The following is a 22,857-nucleotide window of genomic DNA, read 5'->3' as shown; positions in this document are numbered from 1 at the left end:
TCGTGCGTCAGATCACGGCAGAGCCGCGACGAGCTTCTCCACATCCACCCGCGGGCCGGTGAAGAACGGCACCTCCTCGCGGACGTGCAGCCGGGCCTCGGTGGCGCGCAGGTCGCGCATGAGGTCCACGATGCGGTACAGCTCGGGCGCCTCGAACGCGAGAATCCACTCGTAGTCGCCGAGCGCGAACGCCGGCACGGTGTTGGCGCGCACGTCCTTGTAGGTGCGGGCCGCCATGCCGTGGTCGGCGAGCATCTTCCGGCGCTCGTCGTCGGGCAGCAGGTACCACTCGTAGGAGCGGACGAACGGGTACACGCAGATGTAGTTGCCCGGATCCTCGCCTGCCAGGAACGCCGGGATGTGGCTCTTGTTGAATTCGGCCGGACGGTGGCACGCGACGTTGCTCCACACGGGCTTGCTCACGCGGCCCAGGGCGGTGGTGCGGCGGAAGTCGGCGTACGTCGCCTGCAGGGCCTCGATACTCGCCGAGTGCGTCCAGATCATGAAGTCGGCGTCGGCGCGCAGTCCCGCCACGTCGTAGAGCCCGCGCACCACGACACCCTTCTCGGCCTGAGCTTCGAAGAAGATCCGTGCCTCCTTGATCACAGCTTCCCGGTCGTCCCCGAGTACACCGGGTTCCACCTGGAACACCGAGAACATGAGGTAGCGGATTTCAGAATTCAATGCGTCGAAGTCGAGGCGTGCCATGGGTCTATCGTGCCACTCGCCCGGAGAGCCGTGCAGCCGCCGTCGTCGCAGCGGCCACGCACGCGGGTACACCCACCCCCCGCAGGAGCGCCCCGGACACCTCGACACCGTCCAGACCTGCGATTTCCTGCTCGATCACCGCCACCCGCTCGAGGTGGCCGGGACCGTACTGCGGCAGTCCGCCGTGCCAGCGCTGGACGTGCGCGGCGACGGGCTCCGCGGACACCCCGGTGACGGTCGCGAGGTCGCGCCGGGCCGCGGCGATCAGCTCGTCGTCGGGTGCGTCGATGACGGCGGCGTCGCCGAACCGTCCGAACGATGCCCGCACGAGGGTGACCTCCCGCTCGGCGAGGTGCGGCCACTTGCGGCTCGACAGGGTGAACGCCTTCGCGCCGAGCGACGTGTCGGTGGCGACCAGGATCCCGGAGTTCTGCGGGATGTCGGTGCCGGCAGGCAGGGCCAGCGCGACTACGGCCGAGGAGGCCAGCGGGATGTCGGCGGCGGCCGCCGACGCGCGGGGGGCGACGCCGGCGAGCAGTTCGGCGAGCTGCGGAGCGGGCACGGCGAGCACGACACCGTCCACCCGGCCCACCGGGTCCGCCGACCAGCCGTCGCCGTCGCGGTCGAGCGCTTCTATTCGCTCGTGCACGATCTCTGCGCCCGCGGCGTCCGTCAGGGCGCGCAGCAGGACGCCGTAGCCGTCGCGCAGCGCCCCGAACACCGGTCCTGCAGCGCGAGGGGGAAGTGCCTCCGCCACGGCCGCGGACAGGCTCGTGGCACCGCGGTCGAGGGCGGCCGCGAGGGTGGGGAGGGCGGCGCGGACACCGATGGTGTCCGCCAGCCCCGAATAGACCCCTCCGAGAAGCGGATCCACCGACCGCCGGACCACCTGCGCACCGAACCGGTCGCCGACCAGCGCACCGACGGAGACGTCGTCACCCGGCGTCCAGTCGAGGGGCACCGTCCGCTCCCCCGCCACCCGCGCGAGGGTCCGTTCGTCGACGAGTCCCCGGAGGCTGTTCTCGTCCGCGGGGATCCCCATGAGGGTGTCGGCGGGCAGCGGGTGCAGAGCGTTCTCGGACCAGATGAGCGGACGCAGCCCCGCCGGATACACGAGCTGGTCGGCGAGACCGAGTTCGCCGAGCAGGGCAGGCAGTTCCGGGCGCCGCGCGATGAAGGCTTCCGCCCCGACGTCGACGGGTTCCCCGGCCAGATCCACCGTGCGCAGCTTGCCCCCGAGCCGCTGCGCGCCGTCGGCGACGACGATCCGGGCACCGGCGCCGAGCCGTTGCCGCAGGCGGTACGCGGCAACGAGCCCGGAGATGCCGCCGCCGACGACGAGTACGTTCGGCGACGACCCGGTCACAGGGAATGCACCAACTCGACCAGCGCGGTCAGCGCGCCCGGGTCGGTATCGGGCAGGACGCCGTGCCCGAGGTTGAAGATGTGTCCCGTCGCGCCTGCGGCGAGGGCGGCGTCGGCCTCCGCGGTGATGCGGCGGACCTGCTTCTCGACGGCCGCCGGTCCCGCGAACAGCACCGCGGGGTCGAGGTTGCCCTGCAGCGCCTTGCCCGGGCCGACCCGGCGCGCCGCGACGTCCAGGGGGATGCGCCAGTCGACGCCGACTACGTCGGCGCCCGCCTCGCCCATCGCGCCGAGCAGTTCACCGGTTCCGACACCGAAGTGGATCCGCGGCACCTTCGCGCTCGCCACCTCGGCGAACACCCGCTCGGAGTGCGGCAGCACGAATTCGCGGTACTCGGCCAGCGACAGCGCACCCGCCCACGAGTCGAACAGCTGGATCGCGTCGACGCCGGCGCGCAGCTGGGTCTGCAGGAACGTGATGGTGGTGTCGGCGAGCGTGCCGAGCAGCGCGTGCCACGTCTTCGGGTCGGAGTGCATCAGCGCCTTCGTGCGCTCGTGATTGCGGCTCGGTCCGCCCTCGACCAGATACGACGCGAGGGTGAACGGGGCGCCGGCGAAGCCGATCAGCGGCGTCGACCCGAGTTCCGCGGTGAGCAGCTGCACGGCCTGCGCGACGGCACMGACCTCCTCGGGCACGAGGCGGGGCAGGGCTGCGACGTCCGCGATCGACCGGACCGGATTCGCGACGACGGGACCGGTGCCGGCCACGATGTCGAGATCGATGCCGGCTGCCTTCAGCGGCACCACGATGTCGGAGAACAGGATCGCGGCGTCGACCCCGTGCCTGCGCACGGGCTGCATGGTGATCTCGCAGACCAGTGCCGGATCGAAGCACGACTCGAGCATGCCGATCCCCGACCGGATCTCGCGGTACTCGGGAAGCGAGCGGCCCGCCTGCCGCATGAACCACACCGGGCGTCGGCCGGGAGCGCGGCCTCCCGCGGCCGCCAGGAGGGGTGCGTCGGGGAGCACCCGCCTCGCGGCGTACGTCGCCCGTTCGCTCATGCCTGCATTGGTGCTTTCCAACCCGCTCATCGGTCCTCGCGCTCTCTGCCTGCTCGAATTTCGGCAGCTCTCATGCTGCCATGCCGCGGCTCCGCCGCCGATCGGCCCTGCTCGGCGCGCCTCCGACGAGATGCGTGGGTCCGGGTCTAACGTCCCGGGCTGTGACGACTTCGGGATCGCCCGCCGAACCGGCCGAGTTCCGCGCCGCCGTCGAAGCGATGAATTCCGCGCAGGTCCGCGCGGACATCGAGCTGGGTCCCATCCGGCCCCCGCAACGACTCGCGCCGTTCAGCTACGCCGTCGGCGCCGAGGTCGTGCACGAGGACACCGGGGTCGTCGCCGAGCAGAGCGAGGGTGACGCGTTCGGCAGATTGATCCTCCTGTTCGACCCCGAGGGCGACGAGGCCTGGAACGGCACGATGCGGCTGGTCGCCTACATTCAGGCCGACCTGGACGCCGCCGTGGCGTCCGACCCCCTGCTTCCCGAGGTGGCGTGGAGCTGGCTCGTCGACGCGCTGGAGTCGCGCCACGAACCCCTCAACGCGCTCGGCGGGACGGTGACCGCGACGACGTCGGTGCGGTACGGCGACATCGCCGGTCCCCCGCATGCGCATCAGCTGGAGCTGCGCGCGTCGTGGACGGCGACGTCGGTCGAACTGGCCGCGCACGTCGAGGCGTTCTGCGAGGTGCTGGCGTACGCGGCCGGTCTGCCGCCCGCCGGGGTGGCGCAGCTGAAGACGCTCGGCGGCAAGTAGTCAGGCCGATTCCGTGCCCGCCGCGGGCACGTCGGTGGTGGCGCTGCGCGACCATTCCAGGAACCGCCCGACCGCCTGCGTGACCGAGATGCTGCGGATCGAGGGGAACACGTCGAACGCGTGCTGCGCGCCCTTCAGTTCCGCGTAGACGACGGGGTTGCCGGACACCTGCCGGAGTTCGTCGACGAAGATCCGCGCCTCGGCGACGGGAATGAGCGAATCACTCGTGCCGTGGATCACGAAGAACGGCGGTGCGTCCGCCCGGAGGTGCGCGAGCGGCGACGCGGCCCGGTAGTCGTCGGGGAACGCGGCGTTCTTGCCGAGCACCATCGGCATCAGTCCGGAGTGCACGCGCTGGAGGACCGCCTTGATTCCGGTGTCGCCGGCGAAGTCGTAGACGCCGTAGTAGGGCACACACGCCTGGACCGACGTGTCGACGTCCTCGAATCCGGGCTGCAGCCGGCTGTCGTTCGCGGTGAGGCCGACCATGGCGGCGAGGTGGCCGCCCGCGGAACCGCCGGTGACGGCGATGAAGTCGGGGTTGCCGCCGTACTCCTCGACGTGCTCCCGTAACCAGGCCAGTGCCTGCTTGATCGCGATCAGGTGTTCCGGCCATTTCGCCTTCGGCGACAGCGGGTAGTTGACGGCCGCGCACACCCACCCCCGCGAGGCCATCTCGAGCATCAGCGGCAGACCCTGCTGGTCCTTGTTCCCGATCACCCAGCCTCCGCCGTGGATCTGGAGGAGGACCGGGCTCTTCGACGGCAGGTCCTGCCGGTGGTAGATGTCGAGGCGGGCCCGGCGCCCGCCCGGCCCGTACGCGAGGTTGCGGACCCGGGTGACGGCCTTGTTCCGCATCCAGAACGGATTGAGGAGTTGCCGCCACACCGGTCGCCCGGGATGGTCGATGGCGTGGTCGCGGTCGGTGTAGTTCTCGCCGAGCGTCTCGACGAGCGCGGATTCGGCTTCGGCTCCGGCGCCCCGGCCGGTCGCGATGACGGCGGCGAGCCCGGCGGCGGAGGCGGCGGCCAGCGCGAGACCGACACGGTCGCTGCGGGTCCGCGTTCCGTGACGGGCCGCGTGCTGGGCGGCGTCGGCGGCGGTCACGGCGAGGAGGTGGGGTGCGAGTTCGGTGGTCAGCCACCCCGAGAAGAACGCGACCACCGAGGTGGGCGCGCCGGGCAGGGGACGCAGGGCGTTGGCGGCGAGTGCGGCGCCGACGGCCTGCCGGAGAACGAAGCCTCGGGTCATACCTCCCACCGTAGAACATGTTCTAATGGCGCGGTTGCGCGCCCCGCACCCCTGCGCGGGCGGATCGAGAACGACATCGAGCGCCGCCTCGTCGGCCCACCGCCGCGCGGACCTCGCGGTTCCGCGATTCGTTAAACCAGATTCTAGAACGTGTTCTAGTATCGGTTCATGCAGCGACTCAGCGGTCTCGACGCGTCCTTCCTCTATCTCGAAACGTCGACGCAACTCCTCCACGTCTGCGGAGTCATCGTTCTCGACGTCTCGACGATTCCCGGCGGCTACACGTTCGCCGGGCTCAAGGCCGAACTCGGCGCCCGCACCGAGGCGATTCCCGCGTTCCGGCGCAAGCTGCAGGACTCCAGGTTCAACCTCGACCACCCGGTGTGGGTCGAGGACACCGACTTCGACATCGACCGGCACTGCCACCGCGTCGCCCTTCCCGCCCCCGGCGGCCGCGACGAGCTGGCCGAACTGTGCGGCGACATCGCGGGCATCCCCCTCGACCGCGCCCGGCCGCTGTGGGAGATGTGGGTGATCGAGGGCCTCGAGGACGGTTCCGTCGCCGTGATGTCGAAGATGCACCACGCCGGCGTCGACGGGATCACCGGCGCCAACATGATGGCCCAGCTGTGCGGCCTCGAACCGGACGCCCCGCGGCCCGACCGCGACGACTCCGCCGAGAGCGCGGGGCAGGCGAGCACGCTCGACATCGCCGTGGGCGGGCTGCTCGCCGTCGCGTCCCGGCCCGCGAAACTGCTGCGGATCGTCCCGCAGAGCCTGACGCTGCTGCCCCGCTGGATCGGCCGGGCCCGGCGCGGCGAGGCGATGCCTGCGCCGTTCACCGCACCGCGCACGTCCCTCAACGGCACGCTGACCAGCCACCGCAATCTCGCGTTCACCCAGCTCGACCTCGACAAGGTCAAGACGGTCAAGAACGCGTTCGACGTCAAGGTCAACGACGTCGTTCTCGCCCTGTGCTCGGGCGCACTGCGGAAGTACCTGCACAGCCGCAGGGAACTGCCCGACAAGTCGCTGGTCGCGATCGTCCCGGTGTCGGTCCACGGAAAATCGGACCGGCCCGGCACCAACCAGGTGTCCGGGATGTTCACCCAACTCGGCACGCAGATCGAGGATCCCGCCGAACGCCTGCTGGCGATCGGCGAGCACAACTCGACGTCCAAGGAACACAACGAGACGCTCGGCCCGAGCCTGCTGCAGGACTGGTCGCAGTTCGCCGGCCAGGCCGTGTTCGGCACGGCGATGCGCCTCTATTCGACCCTCGGCCTGGCGGAACGGCATCCGGTGGTCCACAACCTGGTGATCTCGAATGTGCCGGGGCCTGCGGTCCCGCTGTACTTCCTGGGCGCCCTGATCCGGGCGATGTATCCGCTGGGCCCGATCTTCCACGGCGCGGGGCTCAACGTGACGGTGATGTCGCTGAACGGTCAACTCGACGTCGGTCTGATGAGCTGCCCCGAACTCGCGCCCCACCTCTGGGACCTCGTCGACGCGTTTCCGGCGGCCTTGGACGAGCTCGTCGAGGCAGCGGGGAACCGGCCGTGAACCCGCCGGTGCGCTGCGGGAATCCCGAAGCGACGTAGAGTCAGCTGTCATGTCCGAAGTCACCGACGACGCCTCGTCACCCGTCCCCGCCGAAGAACCCGGCAGGCAGGTAGTACCCCTGCTCGCACCCCGGGACGGCGTACCCGACGTGGTGACCACCGCGGAGGGTGTCGCGAAGGCCGCGGCCGCGCTGAGCGAGGGCACCGGGCCGCTGGCGGTCGACGCCGAGCGGGCGTCCGGCTTCCGCTATTCGGCGCGGGCGTATCTCGTGCAGCTGCGCCGGGAGGGCGCGGGGACGGTGCTCCTCGACCCGATCCCCACCGCCGCCGATCTCGCCCCGCTGGCGGACGTGATCAACCCGCTGGAGTGGATCCTGCACTCCGCCGACCAGGATCTGCCGGGGCTGGCGGAGATCGGCCTGGCGCCGGCGACGCTGTTCGACACCGAACTCGCGGGGCGCCTCGCCGGGTTCGAACGGGTCGGCCTCGCCGCCATCGTCGAGCGGACGCTGGGCCTCGAACTCCGGAAGGGGCACGGCGCCGCCGACTGGTCGAAGCGGCCGCTGCCCGACACCTGGCTGAACTACGCGGCCCTCGACGTCGAGGTCCTGGTCGAGTTGCGGAACGTGATGGCCGCGGAACTCGACGAGCAGGGCAAGAGCGAGTGGGCGGCACAGGAATTCGAGCACATCCGGCTCGCGGGACCACCGAAGCCCAAGGCCGACCGCTGGCGGCGGACGTCGCACATCACGTCGCTGAAGACGCAGCGGCAACTCGCCGCCGCACGGTCGCTGTGGCAGGCCCGGGAGGACCTGGCCCGCAAACGCGACGTCTCCCCCAGCCGGGTGCTTCCGGATTCGGCGATCATCGACGCCGCGACCAAGGACCCCCGCAGCATCGAGGCGCTGCGGGCGCTGCCCGTATTCGGCGGTCCCCGGCAGCGGCGGCATTCCCGGATCTGGCTGCAGGCGCTCGAGGATGCCGGGGCGCTGCCGGACTCCGAACTTCCCCCGAAGACCCCGCCGTTCACGGGCCCCCCGCCCGCGAGCCGGTGGGCGCGGCACGACCCCGACGCCGCGGAACGGCTGACGGCGGCCCGCGCCGCGCTGGCCGCACTCGGGGCGGAGGCGTCGGTGCCGGTGGAGAACCTGGTGACCCCGGAACTCGTCCGGAGGCTGTGCTGGGACTGGGCGGCTCCCGAGGACGGCGCCGAGGCGGCGATCGACCGGGTGCTCGACGCCGGCGGGGCGCGACCCTGGCAGCGGATGCTGACCGTGCCCCGGCTGGCGACCGCACTGCGCGCCGCGGCCGAGCAGAAGGGCTCCGGCGACGACTGATCGCGAGCACCGACACGCGGGGTGAGCGCGTGAATTCCCGATGAGGTACCCATTAAGTTACCCGCGAGTAACGGTAGGGGTACGCTGGTCTGGAGGCCGGACGCCTGGCCGTGATCCGGAACCAAACTGCTCCATCAGGAGGAATTCGCGTGGCTCCATCCACCACAACTCAACGCAACGTCGTCTTCGTCGACGGCATCCGCACTCCGTTCGGCAAGGCCGGCCCCAAGGGCATGTACGCGGAGACCCGCGCGGACGACCTCGTCGTCAAGACCATCCGTGAGCTGCTTCGCCGCAATCCGCAACTCGACCCCGCGCGCATCGACGAGGTCGCCATCGCCGCGACCACGCAGACCGGCGACCAGGGCCTCACCATCGGCCGCACGTCCGCGATCCTGGCCGGGCTCCCCGAGACGGTCCCCGGTTTCGCCATCGACCGCATGTGCGCCGGCGCCATGACGTCCGTCACCACCACCGCCTCGGGCATCGGCTTCGGCCAGTACGACGTGGTGATCGCCGGCGGCGTCGAGCACATGGGCCACCACCCGATGGGTGAGGGCGCCGACCCGAACCCCCGGTTCCTGGCCGACCGCCTCGTCGACCCCAGCGCACTCGTCATGGGCAACACGGCCGAGAACCTCCACGACCGGTTCCCGAGCATCACCAAGGACCGCACCGACGCGTACGCCGTCGCCAGCCAGAACAAGTACGAGGCCGCCCGCAAGGCCGGCTTCATCGCCGACACCCTCGTGCCCGTCGCCACCCGCTCCGCCGCGGGCTGGGGGCTGGCCACCGAGGACGAGCCGCCGCGTCCGGGCACCACCCTCGAGGACCTCGCGAAGCTGAAGACGCCGTTCCGTCCCGCGGGCCGTATCACCGCAGGCAACGCGGCCGGCCTGAACGACGGCGCCACGGCCGCTCTCCTCGCCGGTGAGGACACCGCGCTCGAACTCGGGCTGCCGATCGGCATGCGCATGGTCGGATTCGCGTTCCAGGGCGTCGACCCCGCGGTGATGGGCATCGGACCGGTGCCCGCCACCGAGAAACTGCTGGGCCGCACCGGTCTGAAGATCGAGGACATCGGCCTGTTCGAGATCAACGAGGCGTTCGCCGTCCAGGTCCTCGCATTCCTCGAGCACTACGGCATCGCCGACGACGATCCGCGAGTCAACCAGTGGGGCGGCGCCATCGCGTGCGGCCACCCCCTCGCGTCCTCCGGCGTCCGCCTGATGACCCAACTGTCCCGCCAGTTCGCCCAGCGCCCCGACGTCCGCTACGGCCTGACCACGATGTGCATCGGTCTGGGCATGGGCGGAACCGTGATCTGGGAGAACCCGAACTTCGATGGAGCCAAGTAGATGACCGACATTGCAACGGCATTCGCCGACGAGGTCGTGACCAACGCGTACACCAAGATCGTCGCGGTACCGGGCATCGAGGGCCCGGTCGCGCTGATCACCCTCGACAACGGTTTCGACCACACCAAGCCGTCGTCGTTCGGCCCGGGTGGCCTGGCGGCCCTCGACGCGGCCCTGGACGAGGCGTTCGCCGCCCACCCCGTCGCGATCGCGATCACCGGCAAACCCTTCATCTTCGCCGCCGGCGCGGATCTCAAGGGTGTTCCGAGCATCACGAACCGGGACCAGGCGCTCGAACTCGGCCGCCTCGGGCACAAGGTGTTCCGCAGGCTACGCGAATCGTCCGTGCCGACATTCGCATTCGTCAACGGCGTCGCGCTCGGCGGCGGCCTCGAGGTCGCGCTGCACAGCCACTACCGCACCGCCTCCGAGAGCGCCGGCGCGCTGGGTCTGCCCGAGACATTTCTCGGGCTGGTGCCGGGCTGGGGCGGAACGCAGTTGCTGCCCAACCTCATCGGTCCCTCGAACGCGGTCACCGTCGTCCTCGAGAACGCGCTGAACCAGAACCGGACGCTCACCCCGAAGAAGGCCCTCGAACTCGGCGTCGTCGACGCGGTGTTCGGTTCGGCCGACTTCCTCGAGCAGTCGTTCGCCTGGGCGGCGCAGGTCCTGGCCGGCGAGATCACCCCCGCGCGTCCCGAGATCGACCGGGGCAAGGGCTGGGACGACGCGATCGCCCGCGCGAAGGCAATCGTCGAGGGCAAGACCAAGAACAACGCACCCGGACCGGTCAAGGCCGTCGAACTCCTCGAGCTGGCCCGGACCACCGATCTCACCGACCCGGCGTCGCTCGACAAGGGCTTCGCCGCCGAGGACGAGGCGCTCGCCGACCTGCTGCTCGCCGACGAACTCCGCGCGGGGCTGTACGCGTTCGACCTGGTGAACAAGCGGGCCAAGCGGCCCGCGGGCGCACCGGACAAGTCGCTCGCGCGCAAGGTCACCGGTGTCGGCATCGTCGGGGCCGGTTTGATGGCCAGCCAGCTCGCGATGCTGTTCGTCCGCCAGCTGAAGGTGCCGGTCGTCCTCACCGACATCGACCAGGAGCGCATCGACAAGGGTGTCGGCTACGTCCACGGCGAGATCGACAAGCTGCAGGGCAAGGGCCGGCTGTCCCCCGACGCCGCCAACCGTCTCAAGGCACTCGTGTCCGGGTCGCTCGACAAGGCGGCGTTCGCGAACACCGACTTCGTGATCGAGGCGGTGTTCGAGAACCTCGACCTGAAGAAGAAGATCTTCGTGGAACTCGAGGAGCACATCGCCCCCGAGACGGTCCTCGCCACCAACACGTCCTCGCTGTCGATCACCGAGATGGCCGCGGACCTGAAGCACCCCGAGCGGGTGGTGGGCTTCCACTTCTTCAACCCGGTCGCCGTGCTGCCGCTGCTCGAGGTCATCAAGGGCCAGAAGACCGACGACGCCACCCTGGCAACGGCATTCGCCACCGCCAGGGCGCTGAAGAAGTCGGCCGTCGGCTCCGCCGACCTGCCCGGGTTCGTCTTCAACCGGCTCCTGATCCGCACCCTCGGTGAGGTCATGAACGCGGTCGACGAGGGAACCCCGTTCGAGGTGGCCGACAACGCCATCGCCGAACTCGGCATGCCGATGACCCCGTTCACGTTGCTGGCGCTCGTCGGTCCGGCGGTCGCGTTGCACACGGGCGAGACCCTCGCCGCGGCGTACCCGGAGCGGTTCCACAACTCCCCCGGGCTCGAGGCGCTCGTCGAGGCGAAGAAGCCGGCGGTGTGGAGTTACGGCGCCGACGGCACGCAGGTCGTCGACCCCGAGGTCGCGACGCTGTGGAAGCAGGGCGACACGGCGTCCACGTCCGCGGAGGTCCTCGATCGCACGCGGCGCGCGTTCGCCGAGGAGATCCAGATCATGCTCGACGAGGGCGTCGTCGCGGCGGCCGAGGACATCGATCTCTGCCTGATCCTCGGCGGCGGGTTCGGCTTCTGGAACGGCGGCATCACGCCGTACCTGGACCGCACCGGCACGTCCGAGGCCGTCAACGGCAAGCGGTTCCTGGCGCCGGGCGTCGCGACCCCGGCACACATCGCCACTCACGTGCTCAGGGAACGGGGACGGGGTCTGCGGCGACGAGGGCCTGGCGGGCGTAGGCCCGCACGTCGGCGTCCGTGTCGTCGAGTGCAGTGGTGAGCGCGCCGACGGCGGCGCGGTCGCCGGACCACCGGCCGAGTGCGAGGACGGCGGCCTTGCGCACGTCGAGGTGCGCATCCGTCAGGGCGTCCGCCAGCGCGGGCACCGCGACTTCGGGGTCCGCTCCGGCGAGTGCCCGCGCGGCGCCCTGCCGGATCTGCCAGGCCGACTCCCGCAACGCCGCCACCGCGAGGGTCACGTCGTCTCCGCTGCAGCCCAGGCTCGCGAACGCCGTCAGCGCGGCGGCGCGCACCAGCGGATCGCGGTCGCCGGCCAGTGAGCGCACCGTGTCGACACCGCCGATTCCGATGGTGGCCAGTCCGTGCGCGACGGTGATCCGCACTTCGCGGTTCTCGTCGTGCGCCCCCGCCGCCACCGACTCCCACCGGTCCAGCGACACCAGCGCCCGCACCGCTTCGATCCGGACGTGGTGATCGCCGTCGGACAGTGCCGCCAGGAACTGCTCCGCCGAACCTGCGTGCAGAGCGCGTAATACGTCGATCACGGCGGCCCGGACCACGGCGTCACCCGACCCCAGGTGATCGGCCAGTCCGTCGGCGGACGGCAGCACCTCGACGAGTTCGCGCAGGCCGTCGGCGGCGGCGCGGCGCACCGTCACCGCAGCGTCGCCGAGGGCGTCGACGAGAGCCGCCCCGAATCCGTCGGGGGTTCCTTCGGTCAGCACCGAGAGTGCCGTGACCCGGACCTGCGGGTCGGCGTCGCCCAGATACGGTGCGAGTTCGGCGACGCTCGGCGCGTCGAGTCCGAGGACCGCGACGATGGCCGGCGACGACGGCTCCTGCCGGACCGGCGCCGCGATGCGCGAGCGCTCCTCCACCGGGGCCCGCCCGCCGACCAGCGGCGGCTGCGCGACGGGTACGACCGTCCGGTCCACCGGCGGAAGGGAATCGAGTCCGGGCACCGGCACGAAGTACGGTTCCACGGGGCGCTTGAGGAATTCCATGTCGCCGTTCTCACCGCGCCGCAGATTCAGGTGGTATCCCCATTCGTCGTCCCGCTGCTCCGGGAGATCCGCGCGTTCGTGGTAGAGCCCCCAGCGACTTTCGGTTCTGGTGAGGGAGCTGCGGGACGCCATTTCCGCGCAGTCCCGGATGAACGTGACCTCCGCGCAGCGCATCAGCTCGTGCGGGGTGGTCGCGCCCATCCCGGCGATCTCCCCCGCCATCCGTTCGAACGTCTCGACGGCGATCGACAGCTTCGTCGCCGTCTTCGGCGGCGCGACATAGTCGTTGACGAAGCGGCGCAGCTTGTACTCGACCTGCGGCTGCGGCGGCCCGTCCGGGTGGCGCAGCGGCCGGTAGATCAGCTCGTGCGCGGCGGCCAGCTGCTCTGCGGGCAGCGCGGCCGGCGCCTCGACGCCGGGCAGGGTGCCGGTGGCGTGCGCTCCGGCGAGGTCGCCGTACACGAATGCGCCGATCATGTAGTTGTGGGGGACGCAGGCGAGGTCGCCTGCCGCGTACAAGCCGGGGACGGTGGTCGCGCCGTGCTCGTCCACCCATACCCCGGACGCGGAATGCCCGCTGCACAAGCCGATCTCGGAGATGTGCATCTCGATGTCGTGGCTGCGGTAGTCGTGGCCGCGGTTCGCGTGGAACGTGCCACGGGTGGGGCGTTCGGTGGTGTGCAGGATCGACTCGAGCGTGTCGAGGGTTTCCTCCGGGAGGTGGCTGACCTTGAGATAGATGGGGCCGCGGGCGGATTCGATCTCGCTCTTGACCTCGCTCATCATCTGCCCKGACCAGTAGTCGGAGTCGACGAACCGCTCCCCCTCGGCGTTGACCTGGTAGCCGCCGAACGGGTTCGCGACGTACGCGCAGGCCGGGCCGTTGTAGTCCTTGATCAGGGGGTTGATCTGGAAGCACTCGATGCCGCTGAGTTCGGCGCCCGCGTGGTAGGCCATCGAGTAGCCGTCGCCGGCGTTCGTGGGGTTCTCGTAGGTGCCGTAGAGGTACCCCGACGCCGGTAGCCCCAGCCGGCCGCACGGGCCGGTCGCGAGGATGACCGCCTTCGCGCCGACCGCGACGAACTCGCCGGTGCGGGTGTTCAGCGCCGCGGCGCCGACCGCCCGGCCGTTCTCCGTCAGGACCCGGACCGGCATCAGCCGGTTCTCGATGCGGATCTTCTCGCGCATCTTCCGCTGCCGCAGCACCCGGTACAGCGCCTTCTTCACGTCCTTGCCCTCGGGCATCGGCAGCACGTACGAACCGGAGCGGTGCACACGGCGGACCGCGTATTCGCCGTACTCGTCCTTCTCGAACTTGACGCCGTACTTCTCGAGGCGCTGCACCATCGCGAAACCGCGGGTCGCCGTCTGGTATACGGTGCGCTGGTTGACGATTCCGTCGTTGGCGCGCGTGATCTCGGCGACGTAGTCCTCGGGTTCGGCCTTGCCGGGGATGACGGCGTTGTTGACACCGTCCATCCCCATGGCGAGCGCACCGGAATGGCGCACGTGCGCCTTCTCGAGCAGCAGCACGTTCGCGCCGTTCTCGGCGGCGGTCAGCGCCGCCATCGTGCCTGCCGTGCCGCCGCCGATGACGAGGACGTCGCAGTCGAGGCGGACGGTGTCGGCGAGGTCGGGGATGTCCATCAGGTCTCCGGAGTGTGGTTCAGCGCGCCGAGAACGTCGGCGCGGGCGGCACGGGTGCCGGGATGGTCGAGGTGGTCGCGGTCGCGGGGGTGCGGGATGTCGACGAGCGCCCGCAGCGGCTCACCTGCCCGGCCCAGCACCGCCACCCGGTCGCCGAGCAGCACCGCCTCGTCCACGTCGTGGGTCACGAACACCACCGTCGTCGGGTGCGTGCTCCACGTGTCGACGAGCAGTCGCTGCATGACGCCGCGGGTCTGGGTGTCGAGGGCGCCGAACGGTTCGTCCATCATCACGGCCCGCGGCGCCCCGGCGAGGCCGCGCGCCAACTGGACCCGCTGGCGCATGCCGCCGGACAGGTTCTTCGGCAGGTAGTCGCCGAACCCGGTCAGACCCACCTCGGCGATCCAGCGGTCGGCGGTCTCACGGCGCCCCTTGCGGGGTTCGCCGCGCAGCGCGAGGGCCAGTTCGATGTTCGAGCGCACGGTGCGCCACGGGAGGAGCGCGTTGTCCTGGAAGACGACCGCCCGGTCCCGGGAGGTCGACTCCACCGCGGCGCCGTCGGCGACGACCCGCCCCGAATCGGGCGGCAGCAGCCCCGCCAATGCGCGGAGCACGGTGGACTTGCCGCACCCCGAAGGTCCGGTGAGCACCAGGATCTCGCCGGGCACCACGGTCAGCGACAGCGAACGGATGACGGGTTTCCCGGTGTAGGACAGGGTGACGTCATCGAGGACTAGCGACATGCCCGCGGCCACGGACGTTCCGGTGGTGGCGGTCATGCGCGCTCCCCTCGTGGCAGCCAGCGGGTGACCCGCCTGCCGAGCAGTTCGACCGCCCCGGACGTGAGAAATCCGAGGATGCCGATCGTGATCATGCCGACGAAGACGCCGGGGTAGTCGACGATCGTGTACGCCTGCCAGGTGCGGTACCCGACACCGAGCCTGCCGGAGATCATTTCGGCGGAGATCACACAGATCCAGGCGACCCCGATCCCGACGGACAGTCCACCGAACACGCCGGGCAGGATCCCGGGCAGCACGACCCTGGCCAGCACGTCCCAGCGTCCGCCGCCGAGGGTGCGCACCGAGTCCTCCCACAGCGTGGGCAGTGCCCGGACGGCGTGCCGGGTGCTCACCATGATCGGGAAGAATGCGGCGACGAACGTGATGAACACGATGCCCGCCTCGTCGCTGGGGAACAGCAGGATCGCGACGGGTACGACCGCGATGGCGGGGATCGGCCGGGCGAGTTCGGTCAGCGGGCCGAGGACGTCGGCGAACAGTTCCGATCTGCCGAGGGCGATTCCGGTGGCCACCCCGATAACCGTGGCGAGTCCGAATCCGCTGAGAATGCGGATCAGCGACTGTCCGAGGTCGAGGTAGAACAGATCGGTCTGCAGCTGGGTGCCGAACGCGGACACCACGTCGGTGACGGTGGGGAGCGTGTCGAACCGCAGCCACAACCGGACGTCGTAAGCGGTGAGCAGCTGCCACGCGAGGATCGCAGCCAGCACCGAGGCGACCCGCACGAGCGGGGACCGCCACGGCGACGATCGTCGGCGGGTCTCCGGATCATGTTCTTCCACAACGCCTTCGGCGTCGGACAGGACTTCCGGTTGTTCCAGTGTGGTCACGGCCGGACCTCCTCGACGGCGCGGTCGTAGGTGACCACGGCCCCCGACGGGTGCGCCCTCAGGTAGCGGTCGGCCGCGGCGCCGGTGGTGAACGGCAGGAAGGTGTCGCCGTCGCGCACCCACACGGCCTTGTCCGCGAACCATCGGGTGCCCAGTTCGGCGTCGGGAACGTAGCCGGCGCGCACGGTGCGGCCCTCGGCGCGGGCCTGCTTCACCGCCCGGAGCAGGCAGGTCGGGTTCGCGGCCGGCTGGGTCTCGCCGGTGCCGTCGAACCACACCTCCCCGGCCAATGCCGGGTCGCTCGCGGGCGCGGCGCACACGGGGTCGGTACCGGTGACGGCGGCGGGGTTGGCGGTGGACGCGAGCGTGGTGTCGTAGTCCTGCCCGTCCGCCGCGAATGCCGACCGCAGCGGTGCGTCGTTCACGAAACCGTCGACGTCGAGGTCGGCGAAGTCGCCGATCGACTTCAGATACGGCACATCGTTCTTCAGTGCACCGATCAGACCGGGCTTGAGCGTGGTGTCGAACGAGGTGCCGCCCGGGCCGTTGTACAGGTACACGACCTCCTGCGGCAGCCCGCTGGTGTCGGCGACGATCCGCGACGCCTCGAGGGGTTCAGTCTGCACGAACCGGGTGGCGTCGAGTTGTGCCCGGAGGAACGCGTCGAGTACCTCGGGGTGCTCGTCCGCGTACGCCTCCCGGGCCACCACACCGTGCAGGGTCGGGGTGTGCAGTTCGGCGCCGTCGTACAGCAGCTTCGCCTTGTCCTGGAAGACGAGAAGTCCCGGCCACGCGACGAACTGCGACAACGCGGCCACCTGACCGGATTCCAGTGCCGAGGATCCGACCTGCGGCTGCTGGTTCAGGACCTCGACGCCGGTGGTCGGGTCGATCCCGGCGCGGTCGAGTGCCTGGACGAGGGTGCCGTGGCCCGCGGAGCCGACGCTCGCGGACACCTTCTGTCCGGCCAGGTCGCCGAGCGTGGTCGCCGGTGAGTTCGGCGGCACCACCACCATGTTCAGCGCGCCCTCGGGGTTGTATCCGGTCACCGAGACGATCTCCGTCTTCGAGCGCGGGTTCGCCTGGGTTCGGGAGCCGTTGATCAGCATCGGGTAGTCGCCCATCGATCCGATGTCGATCTTCTCTGCCACCATCTGGGCGGTGATCGGCGCACCGGTGTCGTAGTCCTGCCATTCGACGGAGTACTTCGTCCCGGTCCGTTCCGTGACGTCCTGCAGACGCTGTTCGAGGTAGCCCTGCGCCCGCAGCAGGGTTCCGGCGGTGACGGTGTTGATCGTCTTGGACTGGTACCCGATCACCACGGTGACCGCGTCGCCGTTTCCGGCCGACGGTTCGAGGGAGCAACTCGTCGCCACGAGTGTCAGTGCCGCGGCGGCGATCGCGAAGGTGGGGAAACGTCGCTTCATCTGTGTGGTCTTTCGCTCAGCGGAGGAGGTACGGCATGTTCACGGTGACCGCGCCGGTCGGGCAGCGCGCCGCGCAGGGGCCGCAGTACCAGCATTCGTCGACGTGCATGAACGCCTTGCCGTTCTCCGGGTTGATGGCGAGGGAATCGAGTGGGCAGATCTCGACGCACAGGGTGCAGCCCTCGATGCACAGCGACTCGTCGATGGTGACGGGTACGTCGGCGCGTTGGTTGACCAAGGTCATGAGGTGAGCTCCCAGTTCGTGATGTCGGGTCTGCGGACGAGGTTGCTGCGCATGGTGATCCGGTCACCGCGCATGCGGATGTATTCGAGGTCGACCGGCCGTCCGTCGACGAGCCGGGTGAGGCGCTCGAGCAGCAGGAGCGCCGCGCCCTCGGGGGTCTGGAGGTTCGCGGCGGAGTGCGCGTCGGCATTGACGGATTCGATCGCCAGATCGGCGGAACCCAGAGGCTGACCGCAGACCTCCTCGATCAGCGCGAACACGTCGTTGGTTTCGAGGTCGCGGCCGAGGATCTCGGCGCCGATGTCGGGGACGAGGTAGGTGAGGTCCAGGCTGAGCGGGAGGTCTCCGAGGTAGCGCACCCGCTCGATGTACACGGCGGGTTCGCCCGGCTCCAGCTGCAGCCGGCGGGCGACGGCGGGCGGCGGGCTGATCTCCACGGCGGCGCGGACGTCGTTGCGGACCTCGCCGTGCCCCTTCAGCGTCTCCTTCAGCCCCAGCAGGGCGTCGAGGCCGTGGTCGTACTTGCGCTGCGCCACGTGGGTTCCCACGCGGGGGGCGCGGTCGATGAGCCCCTCCTGCTTCAGCAGCGCCAGTCCGTCGCGCACCGCGTTGCGCGACACGCCGAACTCGGCGGCCAACTCCGATTCCGACGGCAATCCGCGCTCGGCGAAGGACTCCGCGTGGATCTGCTGCCGCAGCAGGTCGGCGAATCTGCGCGCATGGTCCGCACGGGAACTGCGTGACGCCGTCGGGAGGGGAGTCGGATTCACCACCATGGTTCCTTCGTCGATTGTGCGTGTGAGCTGGACGAAGACACACGCTAACGGCAGTCCGCGGGGCCCGGAGTCGCGGCGAACACGCCCCCCGGACGCCTCGGTGAATCGGCCGGGTCCGCGCCGGCGGCGACTCGTCTCACCAGCGCGAACACGGCAGTGCCCGGGTAATGCGCCAGGCGGCGGCGGGCCCGGGAATTCCAATCACGGTGATTCGAAGTGGCGGCGTCCGCCGAACGAGCGCGCAACTCTAGGTTAGGCTTACCTTCCATATTTGTCCCGAAGGAGTCGTTGCCGTGTTCGCACCCACCGCCAGACGTCAGCTCGCCGTCGCACTCGCCGTGGCCAGTTCGTCCCTCTTCCTCGCCGCCTGCTCGTCCGGCGACGGCGGCGGCGGCAGCACCGAGGCGTCCGGTGAGGGATTCCCGGTCACGATCGCGAACACGTTCGGATCGACCACGCTCGACGCGGCACCCGAACGCATCGTCACCCTCGGATGGAACGCCCAGGACGTCGTCTACGCCCTCGGCCAGACACCGGTCGGCATGCCGAAATACACGTACGGCGCCGAGGCGAACGGCGTGATGCCCTGGCTGCAGGACCGTTTCGACCCGTCCGCGACCACGCTGCTCGACGCGGCCACGTCCACCTCCATCGAGGGCGTCGCCGCGCTGGCGCCCGATGTGGTCCTCGCACCGTACGAGGGATTCGACGAGGCGACGTACGAGAAACTGTCGGGAATCGCCCCCACCGTGGCGTACCCGGACAAGGCGTGGCAGACCACGTGGCAGGACCAGACCGCACTGGTCGGTCAGGCACTCGGCAAGAGTGCCGAGGCCGAGCAGCTGGTCGCCGGTCTCGACGACACCCTCGCCCAGACCGCCGCCGCGCATCCCGAGTTCGCAGGCAAGACGATCTCGGTCGTCAACTTCGACACCGACGCCGCGACCGTCAACGTCTACATGCCCTCCGATCCCCGCGTCCAGGTGCTGACCGAGCTCGGCTTCACCGTGTCGCCCGGCGTGCAGAAGCTGGCCGCGGCGAACGATCCTGACAAGTTCTTCGCCGACATCTCCGTGGAGAACATCTCCGACGTCGACGCCGACGTCGTGGTCGCGTTCGTCCCGGAGAACACCACCGTCGCCGCGAACCCGGCCTACGCGAATCTCGGTGCCATCGGGCGCGGAACCGCGGTCGCGCTGTCGGACACGAAGATCATCTCGGGGCTCAGCCAGACCAGCGTTCTCGCGACACCGTGGGTTCTGGACAAGCTGACACCTCAGCTGAGCGAGGCCGCGAAGAAAGCGGGTGCCTGAACTCCCGCCTGACAGGCGGTGTCGAGCGTAGCGTAATCCGAGACACAAATTTCCGCTGTGCCCGCATCAGGAACGCTCGCCGAAAGCAGGTATGCGATGACGCAGATGTCCGAAAGACACACCGCGAAGGTCATCGGCGTCACCGTCGCCGCCGCGGTGGGTGGATTTCTCTTCGGTTTCGACAGCTCGGTCATCAACGGCGCCGTCGACTCCATCCAGGGCCACTTCGAGCTGGGGTCGTTCTTCACGGGCTTCGCCGTGGCGATCGCGCTGCTCGGATGTGCTGTGGGCGCGTGGTTTGCGGGCCGCCTCGCCGACCGCTGGGGCCGCAAGAAAGTGATGCTGCTCGGCTCGGTGCTGTTCGTCGTCTCCTCGCTCGGGTCCGGTCTCGCGTTCAGCGTCCCCGACCTGATGCTGTGGCGCGTCCTCGGCGGTCTCGGCATCGGTATCGCGTCGGTCATTGCGCCCACGTACATCTCGGAGATCGCGCCGGCCCGCTACCGCGGCGCGTTGGCGTCGCTGCAACAGTTGGCCATCACTCTCGGCATCTTCGCCGCGCTGCTGTCGGACGCGGTGCTGCAGAACGCCGCGGGCGGCGCGTCGGAAGAGCTGTGGCTCAACCTCGAGGCCTGGCGCTGGATGTTCATCGTCGGTGTGGTCCCCGCGGTCGTGTACGGCATTCTCGCCCTGCTCATTCCCGAGTCGCCGCGGTACCTCGTGGGCAAGCACCTCGACCAGGAAGCGGCCGACATCCTCGCGAACATCACCGGCGAAGTCGACCCGCAGGAGCGCGTCTCCGAGATCCGGCTGACCCTGCGCCACGAATCGACGGCGTCGTTCGACGACATTCGCGGCCCGAAGTTCGGGCTGCAGCCGATCGTCTGGGTCGGCATCTTCATGGCCATCTTCCAGCAGTTCGTGGGCATCAACGCGATCTTCTACTACTCCACCACGCTCTGGAAGTCGGTGGGCTTCACCGAGAACGAGTCGTTCACCACGTCGGTGATCACCGCGATCATCAACGTCGGTATGACATTCGTCGCCATCCTCTTCGTCGACCGGATCGGCCGGAAGATCCTCCTCGAGGTCGGCTCGCTGGGGATGTTCGCGAGCCTGCTCATGGCCGCAATCGCCTTCTCCCAGGCCACGGGCAGTGGCGACGACGTCACACTCCCCAGCCCGTGGGGGGCGGTCGCGCTGATCGGCGCCAACCTGTTCGTGATCTTCTTCGCCGCCACCTGGGGCCCGGTCATGTGGGTGATGCTGGGCGAGATGTTCCCCAACAACATGCGCGCCTACGCACTCGGCATCAGCACGGCGGCGAACTGGATCGCGAACTTTACGGTCACACTGGCGTTCCCGCCGCTCACCCGGTCGGTGGGGCTGTGGTTCCTGTACGGACTGTTCGCGTTCTTCGCGCTGCTGTCCTACTTCTTCGTCCGGTCGAAGGTCCGGGAGACGAAAGGGATGGAGCTCGAGGAGATGCACACCTGACCCCGGTACCGAGAAATCCGGCCGAATCACAGTGTGATTCGGCCGGATTTCTCGTGTGGGACGGGGTCGGTCCTACTGGCCGCTGTTCTCCGCGCGCTGCGCATCGAGGCCGGCGACGACACCGTTCTGCTGCCCGGGGCGCACGTTACCGAGGCCGGCGAACCACCCGGTGATCTGCCGGGCGACGTCCTGCGCGGTGAGTCCCAACTCGGTGTGGATCTGCGCGCGGGACGCGTGGTCGAGGAACCGTTGCGGAACACCGAGATCGCGGCAGGGCACATCGACCCCGGCCGACCGCAGCGCGGCGGACACGGTGGACCCGACACCGCCGTGCAGGCCGCTGTCCTCGACGGTGACCACCATCGTGTAGTCCTCGGCGAGCTTCAGCAGCGACTCCGGGACCGGCAGCACCCACCGCGGGTCGACGACGGTCGCCGAGATGCCCTGTTGTTCCAGACGTTCCGCCGCGGCGAGCGCGAGACCGGCGAACGCGCCGACCGACACGATGAGCACGTCGTTGCGACCGGAGGGGGCGCGCAGGATGTCGACGACGCCGTCGAGCCGGCTCACGGCGGGCACGTCGTCACCGACCGTGCCCTTCGGGAAGCGCAGTGCGGTCGGCCCGTCGTCGACGGCCAGCGCCTCGCTCAGTTCCTCCCGCAGGGTGGCCGTGTCGCGGGGAGCCGCGACCCGCATCCCGGGCACGATGCCCAGCAGCGACATGTCCCACATGCCGTTGTGGCTGGCGCCGTCGCTGCCGGTGATGCCCGCGCGGTCGAGGACGAGGGTGACGGGCAGCTTCAGCAGGGCCACGTCCATCAGCAACTGGTCGAAGGCACGGTTGAGGAACGTCGAATAGACGGCGACCACCGGGTGCAGGCCGCCGAGCGCCAGGCCAGCGGCCGACGTGACGGCGTGCTGCTCGGCGATCCCGACGTCGAACATGCGGTCGGGATATTTCTCGCCGAACGCGGCGAGACCGGTCGGGCCCGCCATGGCGGCGGTGATCGCCACGATGTCCTGACGGTGGCCAGCCTGGTCGATCAGCTCGGCGGAGAACACCGACGTCCAGTCGGCGGACGCCGATCCGGCCGATTTACCGGTGACCGGATCGATCACGCCGGTCGAGTGCATCTGATCGGCCACATGGTTCTCGGCGGGCGCGTAACCCATGCCCTTGCGGGTGACGGCGTGCACGATGACCGGACCGCCGAACGCCTTCGCGCGGCGCAGCGCGGATTCGAGCGCGGCCTCGTCGTGGCCGTCGACCGGTCCGAGGTACTTGATGCCCAGGTCCGTGAACATAACCTGGGGGGCGACGGCGTCCTTGAGTCCCGCCTTCATCCCGTGCAGCACCGAGTAGGCAGTGCGTCCCACCCACGGAAGTTTCTTCACCATCCGCCGGCCGCTGTCGAGGATCCGCTCGTAGCCCGGCTGGAGCCGGAGGGCGGCGAGGTGGTCGGCGAGACCACCGATGGTCGGGGCGTACGAGCGGCCGTTGTCGTTGACGACGATGACCACCGAGCGATCCTTGCCCGCGGCGATGTTGTTCAACGCCTCCCAGCACATGCCACCGGTGAGGGCGCCGTCACCGACGACGGCGACGACGTGCCGGGCCTGGCCGGTCAGTTCGAAGGCCTTTGCGAGGCCGTCGGCGTACGACAGCGCCGCCGACGCGTGGGACGACTCGACCCAGTCGTGATCGCTCTCCGCCCGGCACGGGTACCCCGACAGGCCGCCC

At 69.9% G+C, this 22,857-nt stretch carries 17 protein-coding genes and 1 pseudogene; 7 read left to right on the top strand and 11 right to left on the bottom strand.

The features are described 5' to 3' along the window. Positions 1-12 precede the first annotated feature (12 nt). The 3 genes from hemQ to hemE are packed head-to-tail and all read right to left on the bottom strand — an operon-like array spanning position 13 to position 3,138. Entirely contained in the window at positions 13-708 is a 696-nt protein-coding gene (hemQ, locus tag AC1DWT_RS39780) for a hydrogen peroxide-dependent heme synthase (RefSeq protein ID WP_072942290.1), read from the bottom strand. 4 nt (positions 709-712) lie between these two features. Next, the gene (locus AC1DWT_RS39775; RefSeq protein ID WP_206015392.1) at positions 713-2,074 is read right to left on the bottom strand and encodes a protoporphyrinogen oxidase; all 1,362 of its coding nucleotides are present in this window, start codon (positions 2,072-2,074) and stop codon (positions 713-715) included. Then, positions 2,071-3,138 carry a uroporphyrinogen decarboxylase gene (gene hemE, locus AC1DWT_RS39770; protein ID WP_477924822.1) on the bottom strand — a complete coding sequence of 356 codons (1,068 nt, stop codon included), beginning with the start codon at positions 3,136-3,138 and terminating at the stop codon, positions 2,071-2,073. Before hemE ends, AC1DWT_RS39775 begins: the two co-directional genes overlap by 4 nt. Positions 3,139-3,299: 161 nt before the next feature. Between hemE and AC1DWT_RS39765 the strand changes: the two genes are divergently transcribed. Then, positions 3,300-3,893, top strand: a complete 594-nt coding sequence (locus AC1DWT_RS39765) for a DUF3000 domain-containing protein (protein ID WP_072942294.1) — start codon at positions 3,300-3,302, stop codon at positions 3,891-3,893. On the opposite strand, the gene AC1DWT_RS39760 is transcribed toward AC1DWT_RS39765, so the two are convergent. Next, on the bottom strand, positions 3,894-5,144 hold the full coding sequence (locus tag AC1DWT_RS39760; protein ID WP_072942296.1) for an alpha/beta hydrolase: 1,251 nt from the start codon (positions 5,142-5,144) through the stop codon (positions 3,894-3,896). 168 nt (positions 5,145-5,312) lie between these two features. On the opposite strand from AC1DWT_RS39760, the gene AC1DWT_RS39755 reads away from it, so the two are divergent. The 4 genes and pseudogenes from AC1DWT_RS39755 to AC1DWT_RS39740 all read left to right on the top strand — a co-directional run. Continuing rightward, positions 5,313-6,707, top strand: a complete 1,395-nt coding sequence (locus AC1DWT_RS39755) for a WS/DGAT/MGAT family O-acyltransferase (protein ID WP_072942297.1) — start codon at positions 5,313-5,315, stop codon at positions 6,705-6,707. Positions 6,708-6,756: 49 nt separating this feature from the next. Beyond that, positions 6,757-8,043 carry a ribonuclease D gene (locus AC1DWT_RS39750; protein ID WP_206015391.1) on the top strand — a complete coding sequence of 429 codons (1,287 nt, stop codon included), beginning with the start codon at positions 6,757-6,759 and terminating at the stop codon, positions 8,041-8,043. A 149-nt stretch (positions 8,044-8,192) separates the two neighbouring features. Next, positions 8,193-9,401: a thiolase family protein gene (locus tag AC1DWT_RS39745; RefSeq protein ID WP_072942301.1), complete on the top strand. Its 1,209-nt coding sequence runs from the start codon at positions 8,193-8,195 to the stop codon at positions 9,399-9,401. Further along, positions 9,402-11,504 (top strand): annotated as a pseudogene (locus AC1DWT_RS39740) (3-hydroxyacyl-CoA dehydrogenase NAD-binding domain-containing protein); the annotation flags it as partial. Positions 11,505-11,529: 25 nt separating this feature from the next. On the opposite strand, the gene AC1DWT_RS39735 reads toward AC1DWT_RS39740, so the two are convergent. Genes AC1DWT_RS39735 through AC1DWT_RS39710 form a run of 6 tightly spaced genes read right to left on the bottom strand, consistent with a single transcriptional unit; the run spans position 11,530 to position 18,309 of the window. Beyond that, positions 11,530-14,229: a fumarate reductase/succinate dehydrogenase flavoprotein subunit gene (locus AC1DWT_RS39735; RefSeq protein ID WP_206015389.1), complete on the bottom strand. Its 2,700-nt coding sequence runs from the start codon at positions 14,227-14,229 to the stop codon at positions 11,530-11,532. Beyond that, positions 14,229-15,008, bottom strand: a complete 780-nt coding sequence (locus tag AC1DWT_RS39730) for an ABC transporter ATP-binding protein (protein ID WP_206015388.1) — start codon at positions 15,006-15,008, stop codon at positions 14,229-14,231. Before AC1DWT_RS39730 ends, AC1DWT_RS39735 begins: the two co-directional genes overlap by 1 nt. Next, positions 15,005-15,862: an ABC transporter permease gene (locus AC1DWT_RS39725; RefSeq protein WP_206015387.1), complete on the bottom strand. Its 858-nt coding sequence runs from the start codon at positions 15,860-15,862 to the stop codon at positions 15,005-15,007. The genes AC1DWT_RS39730 and AC1DWT_RS39725 overlap by 4 nt, the downstream gene beginning before the upstream one ends. Beyond that, entirely contained in the window at positions 15,859-17,289 is a 1,431-nt protein-coding gene (locus AC1DWT_RS39720) for an ABC transporter substrate-binding protein (protein ID WP_206015386.1), read from the bottom strand. Before AC1DWT_RS39720 ends, AC1DWT_RS39725 begins: the two co-directional genes overlap by 4 nt. Positions 17,290-17,305: 16 nt before the next feature. Next, positions 17,306-17,533 (bottom strand): 4Fe-4S dicluster domain-containing protein, encoded by a 228-nt coding sequence (locus AC1DWT_RS39715; RefSeq protein ID WP_005240903.1) that lies wholly within the window; start codon positions 17,531-17,533, stop codon positions 17,306-17,308. Then, positions 17,530-18,309 (bottom strand): GntR family transcriptional regulator, encoded by a 780-nt coding sequence (locus AC1DWT_RS39710; RefSeq protein WP_072942313.1) that lies wholly within the window; start codon positions 18,307-18,309, stop codon positions 17,530-17,532. Before AC1DWT_RS39710 ends, AC1DWT_RS39715 begins: the two co-directional genes overlap by 4 nt. 293 nt (positions 18,310-18,602) lie before the next feature. Between AC1DWT_RS39710 and AC1DWT_RS39705 the strand changes: the two genes are divergently transcribed. Together AC1DWT_RS39705 and AC1DWT_RS39700 are read left to right on the top strand one after the other, a co-directional pair. Continuing rightward, positions 18,603-19,622, top strand: coding sequence for an iron-siderophore ABC transporter substrate-binding protein (locus AC1DWT_RS39705; RefSeq protein WP_206015385.1), 1,020 nt, complete (start codon positions 18,603-18,605; stop codon positions 19,620-19,622). A gap of 96 nt (positions 19,623-19,718) precedes the next feature. After that, positions 19,719-21,116, top strand: coding sequence for a sugar porter family MFS transporter (locus tag AC1DWT_RS39700; protein WP_072942317.1), 1,398 nt, complete (start codon positions 19,719-19,721; stop codon positions 21,114-21,116). Positions 21,117-21,188: 72 nt separating this feature from the next. On the opposite strand, the gene dxs is transcribed toward AC1DWT_RS39700, so the two are convergent. After that, positions 21,189-22,857, bottom strand: a 1,669-nt coding sequence (gene dxs / locus AC1DWT_RS39695; protein ID WP_477924810.1) for a 1-deoxy-D-xylulose-5-phosphate synthase, incomplete at its 5' end; no start/stop codon positions are given.

It is taken from the genome of Rhodococcus sp. P4_B6, from assembly GCF_056402215.1.
Note: the sequence above shows the minus strand (reverse complement) of the source record. Positions and strands in the feature narration are given on the sequence as shown.

What these genes read in the sequence shown, in the direction of transcription:
- hemQ (WP_072942290.1), bottom strand. Translation starts at nt 708, where the DNA reads ATGGCACGCCTCGACTTCGACGCATTGAATTCTGAAATCCGCTACCTC.
- AC1DWT_RS39760 (WP_072942296.1), bottom strand. Translation starts at nt 5,144, where the DNA reads ATGACCCGAGGCTTCGTTCTCCGGCAGGCCGTCGGCGCCGCACTCGCC.
- AC1DWT_RS39755 (WP_072942297.1), top strand. Translation starts at nt 5,313, where the DNA reads ATGCAGCGACTCAGCGGTCTCGACGCGTCCTTCCTCTATCTCGAAACG.
- AC1DWT_RS39750 (WP_206015391.1), top strand. Translation starts at nt 6,757, where the DNA reads ATGTCCGAAGTCACCGACGACGCCTCGTCACCCGTCCCCGCCGAAGAA.
- AC1DWT_RS39730 (WP_206015388.1), bottom strand. Translation starts at nt 15,008, where the DNA reads ATGACCGCCACCACCGGAACGTCCGTGGCCGCGGGCATGTCGCTAGTC.
- AC1DWT_RS39720 (WP_206015386.1), bottom strand. Translation starts at nt 17,289, where the DNA reads ATGAAGCGACGTTTCCCCACCTTCGCGATCGCCGCCGCGGCACTGACA.
- AC1DWT_RS39715 (WP_005240903.1), bottom strand. Translation starts at nt 17,533, where the DNA reads ATGACCTTGGTCAACCAACGCGCCGACGTACCCGTCACCATCGACGAG.
- AC1DWT_RS39710 (WP_072942313.1), bottom strand. Translation starts at nt 18,309, where the DNA reads ATGGTGGTGAATCCGACTCCCCTCCCGACGGCGTCACGCAGTTCCCGT.
- AC1DWT_RS39700 (WP_072942317.1), top strand. Translation starts at nt 19,719, where the DNA reads ATGACGCAGATGTCCGAAAGACACACCGCGAAGGTCATCGGCGTCACC.